This window comes from Winogradskyella thalassocola (genome assembly GCF_900099995.1).
Classification (GTDB): domain Bacteria; phylum Bacteroidota; class Bacteroidia; order Flavobacteriales; family Flavobacteriaceae; genus Winogradskyella; species Winogradskyella thalassocola.
Genome location: NZ_FNCZ01000001.1, coordinates 323331 through 339007 on the forward strand (window position 1 = coordinate 323331; position 15677 = coordinate 339007).

20 protein-coding genes are annotated in these 15677 nt (G+C 33.0%); 11 read left to right on the forward strand and 9 right to left on the reverse strand.

All coding sequences use genetic code 11. The features are described 5' to 3' along the window. Nucleotides 1-54 precede the first annotated feature (54 nt). A complete protein-coding gene (gene gdhA, locus BLT80_RS01315) occupies nucleotides 55-1398 on the reverse strand; it encodes an NADP-specific glutamate dehydrogenase (protein WP_092465785.1) in 1344 nt (447 codons plus the stop codon). A 316-nt stretch (nucleotides 1399-1714) separates the two neighbouring features. Here gdhA and BLT80_RS01320 point away from each other — a divergent pair, with 316 nt between their 5' ends. Continuing rightward, complete coding sequence (locus BLT80_RS01320; RefSeq protein WP_092465786.1) at nucleotides 1715-2500, forward strand: THC0290_0291 family protein; 786 nt, start codon at nucleotides 1715-1717, stop codon at nucleotides 2498-2500. 68 nt (nucleotides 2501-2568) lie between these two features. Here BLT80_RS01320 and BLT80_RS01325 read toward each other — a convergent pair whose 3' ends face one another. Continuing rightward, nucleotides 2569-3708 carry a cystathionine gamma-synthase gene (locus BLT80_RS01325; RefSeq protein ID WP_092466850.1) on the reverse strand — a complete coding sequence of 380 codons (1140 nt, stop codon included), beginning with the start codon at nucleotides 3706-3708 and terminating at the stop codon, nucleotides 2569-2571. A gap of 137 nt (nucleotides 3709-3845) precedes the next feature. Between BLT80_RS01325 and BLT80_RS01330 the strand changes: the two genes are divergently transcribed. Continuing rightward, nucleotides 3846-4565 (forward strand): DUF3298 and DUF4163 domain-containing protein, encoded by a 720-nt coding sequence (locus tag BLT80_RS01330; protein ID WP_092465787.1) that lies wholly within the window; start codon nucleotides 3846-3848, stop codon nucleotides 4563-4565. Here the strand turns inward: BLT80_RS01330 and BLT80_RS01335 are convergent. Together BLT80_RS01335 and BLT80_RS01340 are read right to left on the reverse strand one after the other, a co-directional pair. Then, on the reverse strand, nucleotides 4562-5809 hold the full coding sequence (locus tag BLT80_RS01335; RefSeq protein ID WP_092465788.1) for a cation:proton antiporter: 1248 nt from the start codon (nucleotides 5807-5809) through the stop codon (nucleotides 4562-4564). The genes BLT80_RS01330 and BLT80_RS01335 overlap by 4 nt on opposite strands. Before the next feature lie 2 nt (nucleotides 5810-5811). Then, nucleotides 5812-6267: a DinB family protein gene (locus BLT80_RS01340; protein WP_092465789.1), complete on the reverse strand. Its 456-nt coding sequence runs from the start codon at nucleotides 6265-6267 to the stop codon at nucleotides 5812-5814. A gap of 80 nt (nucleotides 6268-6347) precedes the next feature. Between BLT80_RS01340 and BLT80_RS01345 the strand changes: the two genes are divergently transcribed. Genes BLT80_RS01345 through BLT80_RS01355 form a run of 3 tightly spaced genes read left to right on the forward strand, consistent with a single transcriptional unit; the run spans nucleotide 6348 to nucleotide 8722 of the window. Next, nucleotides 6348-6701, forward strand: coding sequence for an arsenate reductase family protein (locus BLT80_RS01345; protein ID WP_092465790.1), 354 nt, complete (start codon nucleotides 6348-6350; stop codon nucleotides 6699-6701). Continuing rightward, nucleotides 6694-7587: a DMT family transporter gene (locus BLT80_RS01350; protein WP_092465791.1), complete on the forward strand. Its 894-nt coding sequence runs from the start codon at nucleotides 6694-6696 to the stop codon at nucleotides 7585-7587. Before BLT80_RS01345 ends, BLT80_RS01350 begins: the two co-directional genes overlap by 8 nt. Nucleotide 7588: 1 nt before the next feature. After that, nucleotides 7589-8722 (forward strand): peptidogalycan biosysnthesis protein, encoded by a 1134-nt coding sequence (locus BLT80_RS01355; RefSeq protein WP_092466851.1) that lies wholly within the window; start codon nucleotides 7589-7591, stop codon nucleotides 8720-8722. A gap of 2 nt (nucleotides 8723-8724) precedes the next feature. On the opposite strand, the gene BLT80_RS01360 is transcribed toward BLT80_RS01355, so the two are convergent. Further along, nucleotides 8725-9204, reverse strand: a complete 480-nt coding sequence (locus BLT80_RS01360; protein ID WP_092465792.1) for an acyl-CoA thioesterase — start codon at nucleotides 9202-9204, stop codon at nucleotides 8725-8727. 123 nt (nucleotides 9205-9327) lie between these two features. Here BLT80_RS01360 and BLT80_RS01365 point away from each other — a divergent pair, with 123 nt between their 5' ends. The 3 genes from BLT80_RS01365 to nadD are packed head-to-tail and all read left to right on the forward strand — an operon-like array spanning nucleotide 9328 to nucleotide 11431. Next, the gene (locus BLT80_RS01365; RefSeq protein WP_175455523.1) at nucleotides 9328-10185 is read left to right on the forward strand and encodes a YicC/YloC family endoribonuclease; all 858 of its coding nucleotides are present in this window, start codon (nucleotides 9328-9330) and stop codon (nucleotides 10183-10185) included. Between the two features lie 52 nt (nucleotides 10186-10237). Next, entirely contained in the window at nucleotides 10238-10828 is a 591-nt protein-coding gene (gmk, locus tag BLT80_RS01370; RefSeq protein WP_092465794.1) for a guanylate kinase, read from the forward strand. A 24-nt stretch (nucleotides 10829-10852) separates the two neighbouring features. Beyond that, on the forward strand, nucleotides 10853-11431 hold the full coding sequence (nadD, locus tag BLT80_RS01375) for a nicotinate (nicotinamide) nucleotide adenylyltransferase (protein ID WP_092465795.1): 579 nt from the start codon (nucleotides 10853-10855) through the stop codon (nucleotides 11429-11431). A gap of 45 nt (nucleotides 11432-11476) precedes the next feature. Here the strand turns inward: nadD and BLT80_RS01380 are convergent, their stop codons facing one another. The 3 genes from BLT80_RS01380 to BLT80_RS01390 all read right to left on the reverse strand — a co-directional run bounded on the left by BLT80_RS01380 (nucleotide 11477) and on the right by BLT80_RS01390 (nucleotide 13176). Beyond that, nucleotides 11477-11788, reverse strand: a complete 312-nt coding sequence (locus BLT80_RS01380) for a GIY-YIG nuclease family protein (protein ID WP_092466852.1) — start codon at nucleotides 11786-11788, stop codon at nucleotides 11477-11479. 46 nt (nucleotides 11789-11834) lie between these two features. After that, complete coding sequence (locus BLT80_RS01385) at nucleotides 11835-12194, reverse strand: YraN family protein (RefSeq protein WP_092465796.1); 360 nt, start codon at nucleotides 12192-12194, stop codon at nucleotides 11835-11837. Between the two features lie 115 nt (nucleotides 12195-12309). Then, complete coding sequence (locus BLT80_RS01390; RefSeq protein WP_245710064.1) at nucleotides 12310-13176, reverse strand: winged helix-turn-helix domain-containing protein; 867 nt, start codon at nucleotides 13174-13176, stop codon at nucleotides 12310-12312. A gap of 131 nt (nucleotides 13177-13307) precedes the next feature. On the opposite strand from BLT80_RS01390, the gene BLT80_RS01395 reads away from it, so the two are divergent. The 3 genes from BLT80_RS01395 (at nucleotide 13308) to BLT80_RS01405 (ending at nucleotide 14634) form a co-directional block, all read left to right on the forward strand. Further along, nucleotides 13308-13904, forward strand: a complete 597-nt coding sequence (locus BLT80_RS01395; protein ID WP_139180992.1) for a YceI family protein — start codon at nucleotides 13308-13310, stop codon at nucleotides 13902-13904. A gap of 77 nt (nucleotides 13905-13981) precedes the next feature. Continuing rightward, nucleotides 13982-14284: a hypothetical protein gene (locus BLT80_RS01400; protein ID WP_092465799.1), complete on the forward strand. Its 303-nt coding sequence runs from the start codon at nucleotides 13982-13984 to the stop codon at nucleotides 14282-14284. Then, nucleotides 14281-14634, forward strand: a complete 354-nt coding sequence (locus BLT80_RS01405; protein ID WP_092465800.1) for a hypothetical protein — start codon at nucleotides 14281-14283, stop codon at nucleotides 14632-14634. The genes BLT80_RS01400 and BLT80_RS01405 overlap by 4 nt, the downstream gene beginning before the upstream one ends. Here BLT80_RS01405 and BLT80_RS01410 read toward each other — a convergent pair. Further along, entirely contained in the window at nucleotides 14626-15651 is a 1026-nt protein-coding gene (locus BLT80_RS01410; protein WP_175455524.1) for a S66 peptidase family protein, read from the reverse strand. The two genes, BLT80_RS01405 and BLT80_RS01410, sit on opposite strands and share 9 nt — an antisense overlap. Between the last annotated feature and the right edge of the window lie 26 nt (nucleotides 15652-15677).

Below are 15677 nucleotides of genomic sequence, written 5' to 3' on the forward strand. Positions count from 1 at the left end.
AAAAAAAGCTTCTGTAAAAAACAGAAGCTTAAAATATTTTTTTTTTTAAATGGCTTATACTACTCCTTGTGCCAACATCGCATCTGCAACTTTCACAAAACCAGCAATATTTGCTCCTTTGATATAATCTATAGAACCATCTTCGTTTTTCCCATAGTCTACACAAGAATCATGAATCGCTTCCATAATATTTTGTAAGCGTGCATCTACTTCATCCCGAGTCCAGCTTAAGCGAAGTGAATTTTGACTCATCTCTAATCCTGATGTAGCAACACCACCTGCATTAGAGGCCTTACCAGGAGCAAACAACAATTTTGCTTCTTGAAATACTTGAATAGCCTCAGGTGTAGACGGCATATTTGCCCCTTCAGCTACACAAATACAGCCATTTTCAACTAACTGTTTTGCTTCTTCTCCATTTAATTCATTCTGAGTGGCACAAGGCAAAGCAATATCGCACTTTACAGACCATGGTCTTGCGTCAGCAAAATATTTTGCATTAGGATATTTATTTACATATTCACTGATACGACCACGTTTTACGTTTTTAAGGTCCATAACAAAATTTAATTTCTCTTCATCAATCCCTTCTTCATCTAAGATATAGCCGCCAGAATCTGATAACGTAAGTACTATTGCTCCAAGTTCTATTGCTTTTTCCGTTGCGTACTGGGCCACATTACCAGACCCTGAAATTATGATTCTTTTGTTCTTCAATGAATCTTTCTTAAGCTTTAACATATTTTGAACAAAATAAACCGTCCCATAACCTGTAGATTCTGGTCTAATTAACGAACCTCCCCAAGTTGGTCCTTTACCTGTTAATACACCGGTAAATTCATTTTTTAGTTTTTTATAAGCTCCAAACATAAACCCCACTTCTCTTGCTCCAACACCTATATCTCCTGCAGGGACATCTGTAAACTGTCCTATATGTCTAAATAATTCACTCATAAACGCTTGACAGAAACGCATAATTTCATCATCCGACTTGCCTTTTGGGTCAAAATCTGAACCTCCTTTTCCGCCTCCCATTGGTAGTGTGGTCAATGCATTTTTAAATACTTGTTCGAAAGCTAAGAACTTTAGAATACTTGCATTAACAGATGGATGAAAACGTAAACCTCCTTTATAGGGTCCAATAGCAGAATTCATCTGAATTCTATAACCTCTATTAACTTGTATCTCTCCTTTATCATCAATCCAACTAACTCTAAATGATATTAACCTTTCGGGTTCTACCATTCTTAATAGGATATTTTTACCAGTGTATAATTTATTTTGAGCAATAAAAGGGATTAATGATTCTGCGACCTCTTGAACGGCTTGTAAAAATTCTGGTTCATGACTATTTCTTTCCTGTACTTCTGCTAAAAAAGCATCAATTTTCTGTCTCATTAGTAATTATTTATTATCGAAATTAAATAATTCAATGACCATTTCTAAATAATAATCTATTTTTGTCAAAATAACGGGATATTTTATTTTAAACATGTAATTGTAAGAATATTTTGATATATTGTGGCTTCCTTATTACTTTAATAATTAAGCATATATCAATTTTGTAAATGTGATATTATAGCTATTCTTGTTCAATACGAAAAGGGATTAAATTTTATGAAAAAAATAAAAACATGCATTTCGTCGGTTTTATTTGGTAGTTTATCGAGTTTTTATATATTTGCTAGGTAAAAGCATCAATTTTAAAAATTACATGACACTAAAAATAAAAAAAATATCTATTGCATTTGTATTGCTTTTATCAATGCAATTGAGTTTCTCGCAAGCCTTTTCTCACGAGGTTGGAATTATTGCTGGTCCTATAGCTTATCAATCTGACTTTGGTGAGCGTTACGATTTTGAAACAAACTCTGGTAATGTAGGGTTTGGAATCGGTCTTGTTTACTATATGAACTTTGACTACCTTACTAGCTACTATTCTTATTCGAGAAATAACTTTTTCACAAACCACTTTAAAGTGCGAGCTGAAATTTCTTGGAACAAAACAGGACTAAACCATTTTGGCCAATGGGTAGATGAAAATAAAACGAGTACTTCTGCAGATAAATTAAGAGCACATTCTGGGGAATCTCAAAACTTTGATATAGGAGCACAACTAGAATACTATCCTTTAACAACAAGAGCATTGTCTCGAGGAGGTGATAAATTTGCTCCATTTGTAGGATTAGGTGTGCACTACGTATTTTTTAATCCAACTGTAACGACTACGTACGGGGATGAAAACATTAATGACCCTAATAATTTCCATCCAAGTTGGGAGCCAGGTTCTGTAGATGCCCAAAATGGAACAACCTGGTCGGTAGTAGGTAGTTTAGGAGTAAGATATAACCTCAGCCCAATTGCAAATTTAATGCTAGACTTAAGAGTTCAAAGCTTCTTTGATGATAAGACAGATGGGTTAGACCATCAATTAAAATCTAACAAAACAAATGACTGGCTAGTTTGGTTAAATGTGGGGTACATTTTCATGTTCGATTAAAACATTAAAATAATATTTATAAAAAAGACCAAATCTTCTGATTTGGTCTTTTTTATGTTTACGAGATCTTATTCAATGGCCTGTTTTAAATCGGCAATTAAATCTGCTTCATCTTCAATACCAACACTCAATCTAATTAGCGAGTCCACAACACCTATTTTTTCACGTTCTTCTTTTGGAATACTCGCATGCGTCATACTTGCCGGATGACCAGCCAACGACTCCACACCACCAAGTGATTCTGCTAATGTAAACACTTTTAGATTTTCAACTATCTTAATAGCCTCATCAAAATTATTACCTCTAGTTGTAAACGAAACCATACCTCCAAAACCACTCATCTGAGATGTTGCAATCGCATGATTTGGATGACTTTTAAAACCTGGCCAATACACATTTTCAATTTTAGGGTGCTGCGCTAAATATGTTGCAACAGCCATTCCATTTTCACAATGACGTTGCATACGTACATGCAGCGTTTTTAGCCCTCTTAAAGCTAAAAATGCATCTTGCGGACCGCAAATGGCACCACTAGCGTTTTGAATAAAATACAAACGCTCAGCCAAATCTCTATTCTTCACAATTAACGCTCCCATCACCAAATCACTATGTCCACCAAGATATTTTGTAGCTGAGTGCATTACAATATCTGCCCCCAAATCTAATGGTCGCTGCAAGTACGGAGTCGCAAAGGTGTTATCTACCGCAAACAACACATTATGTTTGTTGGCAATCGTGGCAGTCTTTACAATATCAATAATATTTAACATTGGATTGGTTGGTGTTTCAACCCAGATCAGTTTGGTTTTTTCATTAATATAATCTTCAATACTAACTGCATTTTGCATACCTATAAAATGAAACTTTATTCCAAAGTTTTCATATATCTTAGTGAATAAACGATACGTTCCACCGTATAAATCGTTAGTAGAAATGACCTCATCCCCTTGCTTCAACAATTTTAAGACAGCATCAATAGCCGCTAATCCTGAACTAAAAGCCAAACCATGTGTTCCATTTTCGATACTTGCAAAAGAATTTTCTAAAGCATGACGTGTTGGATTTGCTGAGCGTGCATACTCATAGCCTTTATGTCCACCAGGTGTTGATTGTGCAAAAGTAGAGGTTTGATAAATTGGAGGTATTACAGATGCATAAGCAGTATCTGGCTTTTGACCACCATGTATTGTTTTTGTGTTAAATTTCATAATCATCAGGTTAGACGTAAGCCACTAAAATATTAACAGAATTATCGTTTTTGTAGCATAACAAATTTAACGGATAATTCGTTCTATTCAAATCTATACAATACCTTTATTGTTTATTAAACTTAACTCTAAATACTGTGAAACACATAATTCCATTTTTAATATTTGTGATCTTTTTAAATTCATGCAGTTCTGAATTTAAACCTGCTACATTTGATACTATTACAGTTGAAGAACCCTTTGAAGCCGAAATTTCTGCGGTTTATAGCAAGGCAACCGGAAATAGTGAGCTCAGTAATAGTATAAATTCAAATGTAGAAAATGCAATTATTGCAACCCTAAACACATCTGAAAGCAAAATCAATCTAACAGATGTTTTAAAAGCGTTTAATGAAGAATATCTAAGTTTTAGAAAGGATTATGCTGAAATAGACGAACCTGCTTGGGAGCTTCATATTGAAACAGAGCTCGTTTACCAATCTGACGCTATTATTACGATAGCTATTAGCACATATGAGTTTAAAGGCGGTGCTCATGGAAACGATAAAATAAAATTATTAAATCTTGACGCCAAGAGTGGAAAAACAATACAAATCAATGACTTTATCAACGATATTGATGGCTTTACTGCATTAGCGAAGGCTCAATTTATTAAATCTTTAGAAAAAAATAAGGACCAATTAACTATTGAAAATTTCTTCTTTGGTGAACCTTTTCAATTACCTGAAAATATAGGTTTTAGCGAAGAAGGTTTGGTTTTAATTTATAATGTTTATGAGGTAGCTTCATACGATCTAGGCTATACCGAATTTATGATTCCCTTTGATGACGTAGAGTCTTATTTAAAGATGAACTAAACTGCTTTTTTTGTCAATCGCTTTATTATTGGGCCAACCGTTAATCCCTGTCCAACAATAGAAACTACAACGACAACGTAGGTTATTACTAAGAATAATTCTCGATACATATCTTCTGTTAAACTCAATGCTAAAGCAATAGATATACCACCTCGTAAGCCGCCCCAAGTCATTATTAAATTTGTTTTTGGCACAAAATCTAATCGCTTTTCAAAGAATTTAATGGGCAACCAAAGCGAAATATAACGGCAAATTAATATTAAAGGAATCGCTAAAAGACCAGCATAAATGTATTTCCCATCCAATGTTAATACTAACATTTCCATACCAATCATTACAAACAAAATAGTGTTTAATAAGACATCTACAAGCTCCCAAAATTTGTCGACATAAAGTTCTGTAGTTTCAGACATAGCGGAATTTCTAACCGTGTCATTTCCAACAATAAGTCCTGCTGTGACCATGGCCAAAGGAGCCGACAAATGAAATTTATGAGCTAGCATTGTGCCTCCCATAACGGTCGCAAGGGTTAATATCACTTCAATTTCGTAACTATCAATCGATCGCATTAAACGGTATGTAATCCACCCTAAGAAAAGTCCCAAAACAATACCACCAATAACTTCTTGTCCAAATAAGGTGGCGATATCAGCCAACTCAATAGCAGCATTAGGTTTCGCTGCAATTGCAAAAATGGTTAAGAAGACTACAACTCCTACTCCATCATTAAATAATGATTCTCCTACAATTTTAGTTTCTAGTTTTTTTGGTGCACCTGCTTTTTTCAAAATACCTAAAACAGCAATAGGATCCGTTGGAGAAATTAAAGCACCAAACAATAAACAGTAGATAAAATCTACATTTAAATCCATTAACTTTAGGACGTAAAACATCGCAATACCAACTAAAAATGTTGACACCAAAACACCTACAGTAGCAAAAGCCATTATTGGCCAGCGCTGCACTTTAAGCTGATTAAAATTGGTATGTAAAGCACCTGCAAACAACAGGAAACTCAGCATAATATCTAAGAGAACCGTTTCAAAATCTATCAATGCTATAAACTCTCGTTCTTGTATCAATAAGGTATCATCAAATTGAGCAACACCAACCAAAACCACGGTGAACACTATGGTAATTACCATTAAACCAATAGTAATTGGCAACTTTAAAAACTTCTCATTTATATAACCAAAGCCTGCAGAAAGAACGATTAAAATAGTAGCAATTGAATAGTAATCCATAGTTATAGTGATTTTCGGAGTGCTAAAATATACCCTAAATGAATACCTTCATGAAAATTATTGAAATCAATGGCTTCTTCAACATTACTCAGCGTACTTTTTGTAGTCACGGTATATTGATTATAGGTCTGAAAAACTTTATCATCGTAATCTTCCTTCGTCTTTTCTATTGTAGAAAACAATAAGCCTTTTATGGTATCTACTTCAGACTGCGATAAATCGCGTTCCGTTTTAGTTCCTTTTTTAAAACCTTCTACCATCTCATCAGAAACAACCATTGGCAATCCTGATAATTTATATACCAATAATTGTTGCGTAACCACTGTATGCGCAATATTCCAAATGATATTATTATTAAACCCTCTTGGCACTTTATTTAACTCCTCTAAAGTGTGATTTTCAATAAAACTTTTTAATAATTTCCTATTCTTAAGCGCGACGTCGAAAGCAAAATCCATAAAATCATATTTTTTTTAAAAGTAATAAAATTCATTAGAAATACGGTTTCTTTGCATATTGAAATTAAACCGTTTTGATTATGAACAAAATATATTATTTAAGTAGCTGTAATACTTGTACTCGTATCATTAATGAGCTTAATCTTCCTGAAGGCTTTCAACTTCAAGATATAAAGACAGAACCTATTACTGAGGAACAGATCTCACAAATGCGAGCACTAACGGATAGTTACGAGAGTCTGTTTAGTAAGCGTGCTAGACTTTATAATGAATTGGGTTTAAAAGAGAAATCACTAACTGAAGATGATTACAAAAACTATATTTTAGAACATTATACGTTTTTAAAACGTCCGGTAATTTTATATAACGATTCTATTTTTATTGGCAATTCTAAGAAAACAGTCGAAGCCGCCAAACTCGCGATACATGAATAGTAGAAAATTTGCCATTTTCGCACTGATCATGGTGCAAGTATTATATGGTCTCAATTTCACTATTGCAAAAACGGTAATGAATGAAAATTTCATTAAACCCTTTGGATTTGTTCTAATAAGAGTTGCCGGTGCTACGGTTTTGTTTTGGATTATGAGTCTCTTTTTACCAAAGCAAAAAATTGACAAAAAAGACTATCTAAAACTCTTTGTAGCTGCCATTTTTGGAGTCATGATTAATATGCTTTTCTTTTTTAAAGGCTTAGAATACACCTCTCCAATCCATGCTTCTGCCATTACAATTACAGTACCTATTATCATTTTAATTTTGTCTGCTATAATTTTAAAAGAAAACGTTTCTAAGTTAAAAATAGTTGGAGTTACTTTGGGCTTAATAGGCGCTTTAGTTTTAACTATTTATGGTAAATCTGCTAGAGCGGGAGATAATGTACCTTTAGGTAATTTACTCGTGTTTTTAAATGCTATTTCGTATAGTATCTATGTGATAATGATTAAAAAACTGACCTCTAAATACCATCCATTTACATTTATTAAATGGTTGTTTTTGTTTGGTCTCATTATGTTAATTCCGTTCGGTTATAATGACTTAAAAGCCGTAGAGTGGCACACGTTTACACCTAATGCCATTTGGTCTGTTGTATTTGTTGTTGTCGGGGCGACTTTCGGAACATATTTATTTAACCCATTAGCATTAAACAAACTAAAAGCATCTACTGTAGGCATATTTATTTATCTTCAACCTGTAATTGCTGGGCTTTTTGCTATTTCAATTGGTGCAGATTTTATAGACCCCATAAAGATCGGAGCTATGTTACTCATATTTTTAGGAGTATTTCTTGTATCTAAAAAACCTAAAAACGCAATTTAATTTGTCTTTAAGATCTCAAGTTTTTAAAAGCATTGATACTATTCCACAAACTTATTGGGATAGTGTCAATTGCTGCACAAATATTTATTATTCACCCGAATTCTTAAAAGCTTTTGAACTTGCAAATACAGACATAGAATTTAATTATATTTTCATCATTAAAGACCATGAAGCTGTTGCTTTTGCCAATGCTCAAATCGTAACCATCGGTGTTGAAACCATTACAAAAAACATTAAAATGTCTGACAAAATAAGACATTGGGTTAATAACATGTTCTGCAACAATCATATTCGTGTGTTGTTCTGTGGAAATGTATTTTTAAGTGGAGAATATGGTACCTTTCTGAAAGATGGTGAAGATAAAGTCGACACGTTTAAAGCCATTGCAGAAGGTGTAAAACAATTATCAAAATCTACAAAAAAACTAAATGCCATTTTCGTTAAAGATTTTAAAAACGAATCGCTTCCTATTACCAATCATTTAGAATCTTACGATTACGCAGCCATGCAAGTTGAGCCTAATATGATTATTACGCTTAAACCAGAATGGCATTCTTTTGAAGATTATACAACCGCTTTAAAATCTAAATACCGTGTAAAAGCGAATAGAGCAGATGCGAAAAGTACCGCTTTAAATGCTAAATTATTTTCTGAAGACGATATAGAAATTCACAAAGATGCACTTCAAGAATTATATCAAAATACGATTGATAATGCCGATTTTAATGCCCAGATTTTAAATCTCGACACTTACATTCATCTTAAAAAAACCTTTAAAGATCAATTTATAGTGAAAGGTTATTTTCTCGAAGAAAAATTAGTTGGCTTTTTGTCTGCCATGCAAAACGACTCACATCTCGATGCGCATTTTATTGGTATCGATTATTCTCAAAATAAAGATTTTGCTATCTATCCAAGAATACTAAATGATTACATAAGACTCGGAATTGAAACACAATCAACACAGATTAACTTAGGCAGAACTGCTTCTGAAATAAAAAGCACATTGGGTGCAGAACCAGAAGCACTAACTTGTTATTGTAAGCACAAACGGTATTTACCAAATCAGATTTTAAAACCATTTATAAAAAATGTGCAGATTAAATCTTTTAAGCAGCACTCGGTTTTTAAGTAAAATTATAGCTTCATTGGCTTTGGTCGTACTCCATGCTTACGCGTATCTTCTTTTGTCAAAACCTTAAAACTTTCAGACTTCGGGAATTTATGAGCCAATTCTAATAATGGTTCTGGTAAACTCGTTAATTTTCTTGCTTTAAGATCTATCCAACCACCCTGCATTTCGCAATACGCTAAATTTTCACCTTTATGATTGTAAAAATTATGTTCAAACATAAACAACATGCCATCTTCACTTAAGCCAGACACTTCAATAGTTACCGTAATTGGGGTTCCTAGAAATGATTCCTTAAAGTAATACATATGCTCATAAAACACAACAGGACCAACATTGTATTTCATTATTTCTGGCATTGTAAACCCTTGCTCAGTAAAGAAAGCCATACGTGCATGACTCATAAAATTGGTGTAAGCAGAATTAGCTAAATGACCATTAGCATCAACATCACTCCAGCGAATTTCAAATTGTTTTTTGTACATAAGTTTACTTTCAATTTAGGTTTACAAAGTTATAAAAGTCTAATGAGAGAATTGGGCGCTTTCTAAACTATTTAAAAACCATTGATTTTTGTACCTTTACGCAACTTTAAATGCAAAGTTTTAATGATACAATCCATGACAGGTTATGGGAAATCTGTACTTCAGCTCCCAACTAAAAAAATATCTATAGAGTTAAAATCTCTAAATAGCAAAAGTTTAGACCTCAACGCTCGTATGCCTTCTATGTATAGAGCAAAAGAGTTAGATATAAGAAAGCTTATTGCTAAAAACTTAGTTAGAGGAAAGGTAGATTTCTCACTATTTGTAGAAATTACAGGAGAGGACACCAGTTCTAAAATCAACCAAACAGTCGTAAAAGAATACATTAAACAGCTTAAAGAAGTTGTCGATGGTGATGCTACTGAGTTGTTAAAAATGGCGATTCGTATGCCAGATGCCATAACTACTGAACGCGATGATATCGATGAAGAAGAATGGTCTTTAATCAGTAAAGAAATTGACAAAGCTATTTCTAACATTATTATCTACCGAGAAGATGAAGGAGCGACATTAAAGCAAGATTTTGAAGATAGAATCAGCACTCTAAGGCGTTTATTAAACGAAGTCATTACAATGGATCCTGAACGTATTGATGGTGTAAGAGCGCGTTTGGAAAAAGGTATTGCTGACATTAAAGAAAAAGTAGATGAAAACCGTTTTGAACAAGAATTGGTTTATTACATCGAGAAATTTGATATTACTGAAGAAAAAGTACGATTAGAAAATCACTTAGATTATTTTACACAAGCCTTAAATTCTGAAGATTCTAACGGTAAGAAATTAGGTTTTATTTCTCAAGAAATCGGAAGAGAAATCAATACTATCGGTTCAAAATCTAATTATGCTCCAATGCAAAAATTAGTTGTTCAGATGAAAGATGAGCTCGAAAAAATTAAGGAACAATTATTAAACGTACTCTAAATTAGTTGACCATCACAGTCGCGGTATATAGTAAAAAGTAAAACAATTTATTTTGTCAGAAATTAAAAACGAAGTACAAGGCAAACTCATAGTATTCTCAGCACCCTCTGGTTCTGGAAAAACAACAATAGTTCGCCATTTATTAAAACAACAAGAACTCAATTTAGAATTTTCAATTTCGGCGACATCACGCGAAAAACGCGGTAATGAAGTTAATGGAAGAGATTACTATTACCTATCACTTAAAGAATTTAAAAACCGAATTAAAAACGATGAGTTTTTAGAATGGGAAGAGGTCTATAGAGATAATTTTTATGGGACGTTAAAAACCGAAATTGAGCGTATTTGGGCAAAAGGCAAGCATGTAATTTTCGATATTGATGTATCAGGTGGCTTACGTATTAAAAGAAAATTTCCAGAGCAAACTATCGCCATTTTTGTAAAACCACCAGATTTGAATGAGTTGGTAAGACGACTAAAAGAGCGCGGTGAAGAAAGTCCAGAAAAAATAAGCATGCGTGTGGCAAAAGCACCAGCAGAATTGGCTACAGCTCCTCTTTTTGATGAAATTGTGGTAAACGCTAATTTGGACGAAGCTTTAGAGAATGCCTATAAATTGGTTTCAGATTTTATAAAAGAATAGATACTGAAATAAATTCAGCATAAAATGAAAATAGGATTATATTTTGGGACCTTTAACCCCATTCATGTTGGTCATTTAACTATCGCCAATCATTTGGTAGAACATAGCGATTTGGACCAGGTTTGGTTTGTAGTCACGCCATTAAGTCCTTTTAAAAAGAAAAGCAGTTTATTAGATAATTACCACCGTTTAGAAATGGTTCATTTGGCGACAAAAGACTATGATAAACTGAGACCAAGCGATATTGAATTTGGATTAAAAGAACCCAATTATACCATTGACACCTTAACTTATCTTTTTGAGAAACATCCCAACTATGAATTTTCCTTAATTATGGGAGAAGACAATCTTAAAAGTTTTCATAAGTGGAAAAATTATGAACTTATCCTCGAAAATCATAGTATTTACGTCTATCCAAGAATATCTGAAGGCAAAATAGACACTCAATTTAACGATCATTCTAAAATTATAAAAGTGGATGCACCCATTATGGAGCTCTCTTCTACCTTTATTAGAAATGAAATTAAAGACGGAAAAAATGTCCGTCCGATGTTGCCAGAACATGTGTGGCAATTTATTGATGAGATGAATTTTTATAGGTAACTAATGTCATTCTGAACGCAGTGAAGAATCTTTTCCAAATAAATTCTAAATACTGTCATTAAGAAATTTCCAATTGCAATTAAATTCAGAAATCATTATATCCTTTTTAAATCGTTTCCACCCTTTTATTTGTTTTTCTCTTTGTATAGCAGTTTCAACAGAGTTATAGTGTTCATAATAAACCAAATAAAAACACTTGTATTTTGAAGTAAATGCCTTCGAATTTATGCCAGCATTCTCTCTATGAAACCTCACTCGATTATTCAAATCATTAGTTACACCAGTATATAATACTGTTTTATTCTTATTTGTTAAAATATAGACGTAGTAATTATGTGTTCCAAGTGTTTTATGCATTACTCTTTGTTTTAGAGATTCTTCACTTCGTTCAGAATGACAAAAATTAAAAATGATAAAAAGCATTCTCATAATGGGTGAGTTGCTCTGTCGTTTTATTCTTTAAAACAGCAATAATATCAAAACGGGTTTCTAAATCGATATCATTTTCAATTATAAAAGCATCCATGGCTTTCACGAGTAATTTAATTTTACTTGGTGTTACAAATTCTTGGGGATCACCGAAAAAATCAGAATTTCGGGTTTTTACCTCAACACAAATCATTGCATTATTATGTTTAGCTATAATATCTATTTCAGCTTTTTGAAACACATAATTACGAACGATGATTTCATAACCTTTTTTTATAAGTAATTCTGCTGCGAGTTGCTCTCCTAATTTACCAAGTTCGTTGTGTTGTGCCATTTTTTAATCTATTGTTAATCAAGCTAATGATACTTTAGAGATAGCATCAATATACAAAATTGCTTCGACAGAAAAGAAACAGTTATATTTTTAAGGACTATACCTTTAGCATAATCTAGGAATTAATCTCCAACTTATAACCAACACCATGAACATTCGTTAGTTTTATCGTTTTATCGTCTTTAAGTTTTTTTCTCAACTTAGAAATATAGGTATCTAAACTTCGACCAACAAAAACGCCATTATCTTCCCATACTCTTTTGGTAAGTTCTTCACGTTTTATAATCTGATTGGGGTTAGCTACAAAGATTTCTAATAATTCGACTTCCTTTTTTGAAAGGCTAATTTCCACAGCTTCTTTTATCAATTTATTTTGAGCCGCATAAAAGTGAAAACTGCCTATTTTAGAATAATTTTCATCCGTCACTTCGATTGTTTCTATTTTCGTTCTTTTATAGATAACAAAAGCCAATACCATAATCAACCCAAAAAAGACAATCAAAATAATGGTTTGTCGACCAAATATAGAAGCTACTCTCCTATTAAATTTCACCTCAATAGTATAACAACTTTCGGGTAAAATTCTACCAGCACAAGGAATAATCGTACTTTCTTTATCTTCGCTCATTTGGTAACTATAAGCAACTTCGTTATCTATACATTGAATAACCTCTACGCGGTAATGCTGCGGTAATAACGATTTCTGAAACGTATTCTGAATAATAAACACCAAATTACTTGGTTCAAACGTTAACGGTTGCTGAAACGATAATCTATATTCAGATTCTTTTAACGCAATAACAGGAAGCACCAAAGATGTTGAATCTTGGTTAGACAACAATAATTGATTCCCAACCTCTCGTAACGAAATTTTAACCCGTTCTGAAAATGCATCATTTTCGATACTTGAACATGAAAACACTAAAATAAAGAGTAAAACTAGACTACAACTTCCAAATGAATAAATACGTATGCTTCTCATAATTACTGTAAAGAACATACAATTTGATGACATTTTACAACCGTTGACACTTCTTTTACATTTTTTTGACACTCTTGATTTTATCTCAACCTAGTTTTATCGAAAGAAAAAATAATTTTAAAATCAAACTCATGAAAAAACAAATTCTATTCGTTCTATTTACAATTTACACAGTATGCTCTAATGCCCAAATGGCAATAAATCATACAGACGAAACACTAAAAATTGACACCTCTAAAAGCGAGATTAAGTGGACTGGTGAATACGCTTTCTATTTTGGAGGTCATGATGGTACCATTTCATTTAAAAAAGGGTATTTTATTAAAAATAAGAATGTCATAATTGGAGGTGAATTTATTATAGATATGCATTCTATACTAAATACAGACATAAAAGAAGAAGAGGCTAACGAAGATTTAGTGAACCATTTAAAAAATGAAGATTTTTTTGATGTTAAAAAATTTCCTACTGCTAAACTAATTTTCACTAGTGTATCCTATCACAACACCACTACAATGAAAATATATGCAAACCTCACCATAAAAGATGTGACATTGCCTATTAATTTCCGAGCAGAAGTTGATTATGAGCTAAAGCAAATGACGACAAAGTTTAAAATAGATCGCACACTTTGGAATATAAAATACAATTCTAAAGAAATTGAAGGCAATCTAAAAGATGGTCTTATTTCTGACGCTATAGGATTTGAAGTTACATTGGCTCTATAATAAGCCTACTCGTTTAACCTAAAAACCTCTTATAATTATAATTAGTCATACCTTTGCAGTTACTTTAAAAATGCAAAATGGCTAGCCATATCAAATGTCCAAATTGCGGTATCTATAATACAAATAAGGATTATTGTACCAATTGCAACACACTTTTATCCTACAAAAAAAGACGTGAATTAGCCTTTGCTAAAGAAGAAAAAGAGCGTCGTGAGCGCCAGCGCATTCAAGACGAAAAGTCACCCTCATTCTATGAGAAGTATAAAGATCATCGATTTTTAGTAGTGCGTGTTTTTGTAAAAATCACGCACTCTATTTGGATGGGATTTATGGCTATTGGTATGTTTATCGCTTGGTTAATAACTGCTATTGCGGCATGAGAATTTTAAAACATCCAATATTTCTAGTTACTGTTGTAATAGCGATTACATTGTATAGTGCTAATCGTTTTGAAGTACCACTTCCTAATTGGATGTATTTTTATGTCAACGATTTTTTGTGCATGCCTATTGTTCTAAGTACGTGTTTAGCAACTCTAAGAATCATCAAGAAAACTGAAGCGCTTTACGTACCAATAGGTATCGTTTTAGCCTTAACTATGTATTTTTTAATCTATTTTGAATGGTTAATGCCTCAAATAAACACACGTTATACTAGTGATATAATTGACGTTGGACTATATGTTTTAGGAGGCCTTTTATTTTTTAGATTTCAAAAACAATTATTCTGAAAATTTCAACGTCGATTGCGCTTTACCGACTTTCAAGTCTAGAGTTCTCCCTAAAACCAAAGCACGATTATCTTTTTCGTGTCCCGCAGGCATATTAAACGTAATTGGAAAATCGTAGTCTTCTAAAGCATCTAAAATTAATTGCTCAACCGAAGTTCCCCAAAGCGTCGTATTCTTTCGCATTCTAGACATATCACCAACAACAAGTCCATTTAAATTATCAAAATAACCAGCACGCTTCATACTCTGTAGCATACGATCTATATGGTATTTGTATTCACCAATTTCTTCAATAAAAAGAATTTTTCCAGAGGTATCTATACTCTCTTTAGATCCTAACATGGTATGTAGCATCGTTAGATTCCCACCAACCAATACCCCTGAAGTTTCGCCTACTTTATTATAATCAGATCCTTTTAAAGTATAATCCGTCGCATGGCCAAATAAAGCAGCTTTAAACGTATCTACAGATGCGGCAATTTCAGTTAAATCAGTGGTTAAACTCACACACATTATAGCATGTAAGGACTGAAACCCTTCATTATGTACCTGGTTGTGTAATGCTGTAATATCGCTATAACCAATAACCCATTTCGGATTTTTCTTAAATTCCGTATAGTCTAACTTATCTAAAATCCTTACCGTTCCGTAACCACCTCTCGCACACCAAATCGCACTCACAGTAGGATTATCCATAGCGTTCTGTATATCTAAACAGCGCTCATAATCATCTCCTGCAAAATGATTAGATTGACTAAACACATGGTCACCAACAATAGCATACAAGCCCCAACTTTTTAAAAGCGCAACGGCTTGTTGCACTTCTCCTTCACGACTTTTTAAAATTCCAGACGGAGCGACAATGGCAACGGTATCTCCTGCTTTTAAATATGGTGGCTGTATTAATTCTGAAGTCATATCCATAGATTTATTGATTTCTATTTGCGCTCTAACATCGGTGTTCACAACCATAATAAAAATTAAAATGAGATATGAAACGTACTTTTTCAAAATCATAAAATAGTTTTTGTAAATATAAAAAG

Coding starts and splice junctions, on each gene's coding strand:
- BLT80_RS01400 (WP_092465799.1), top strand. CDS start 13,982: ATGGCTAGCCATATCAAATGTCCAAATTGCGGTATCTATAATACAAAT.
- BLT80_RS01335 (WP_092465788.1), bottom strand. CDS start 5,809: ATGGATTACTATTCAATTGCTACTATTTTAATCGTTCTTTCTGCAGGC.
- BLT80_RS01405 (WP_092465800.1), top strand. CDS start 14,281: ATGAGAATTTTAAAACATCCAATATTTCTAGTTACTGTTGTAATAGCG.
- BLT80_RS01350 (WP_092465791.1), top strand. CDS start 6,694: ATGAATAGTAGAAAATTTGCCATTTTCGCACTGATCATGGTGCAAGTA.
- BLT80_RS01385 (WP_092465796.1), bottom strand. CDS start 12,194: ATGGCACAACACAACGAACTTGGTAAATTAGGAGAGCAACTCGCAGCA.
- BLT80_RS01410 (WP_175455524.1), bottom strand. CDS start 15,651: ATGATTTTGAAAAAGTACGTTTCATATCTCATTTTAATTTTTATTATG.
- BLT80_RS01380 (WP_092466852.1), bottom strand. CDS start 11,788: ATGCATAAAACACTTGGAACACATAATTACTACGTCTATATTTTAACA.
- BLT80_RS01340 (WP_092465789.1), bottom strand. CDS start 6,267: ATGGATTTTGCTTTCGACGTCGCGCTTAAGAATAGGAAATTATTAAAA.
- BLT80_RS01345 (WP_092465790.1), top strand. CDS start 6,348: ATGAACAAAATATATTATTTAAGTAGCTGTAATACTTGTACTCGTATC.
- BLT80_RS01320 (WP_092465786.1), top strand. CDS start 1,715: ATGACACTAAAAATAAAAAAAATATCTATTGCATTTGTATTGCTTTTA.
- nadD (WP_092465795.1), top strand. CDS start 10,853: ATGAAAATAGGATTATATTTTGGGACCTTTAACCCCATTCATGTTGGT.
- BLT80_RS01365 (WP_175455523.1), top strand. CDS start 9,328: ATGATACAATCCATGACAGGTTATGGGAAATCTGTACTTCAGCTCCCA.
- BLT80_RS01325 (WP_092466850.1), bottom strand. CDS start 3,708: ATGAAATTTAACACAAAAACAATACATGGTGGTCAAAAGCCAGATACT.
- gdhA (WP_092465785.1), bottom strand. CDS start 1,398: ATGAGACAGAAAATTGATGCTTTTTTAGCAGAAGTACAGGAAAGAAAT.
- BLT80_RS01395 (WP_139180992.1), top strand. CDS start 13,308: ATGAAAAAACAAATTCTATTCGTTCTATTTACAATTTACACAGTATGC.
- BLT80_RS01390 (WP_245710064.1), bottom strand. CDS start 13,176: ATGAGAAGCATACGTATTTATTCATTTGGAAGTTGTAGTCTAGTTTTA.
- BLT80_RS01360 (WP_092465792.1), bottom strand. CDS start 9,204: ATGTACAAAAAACAATTTGAAATTCGCTGGAGTGATGTTGATGCTAAT.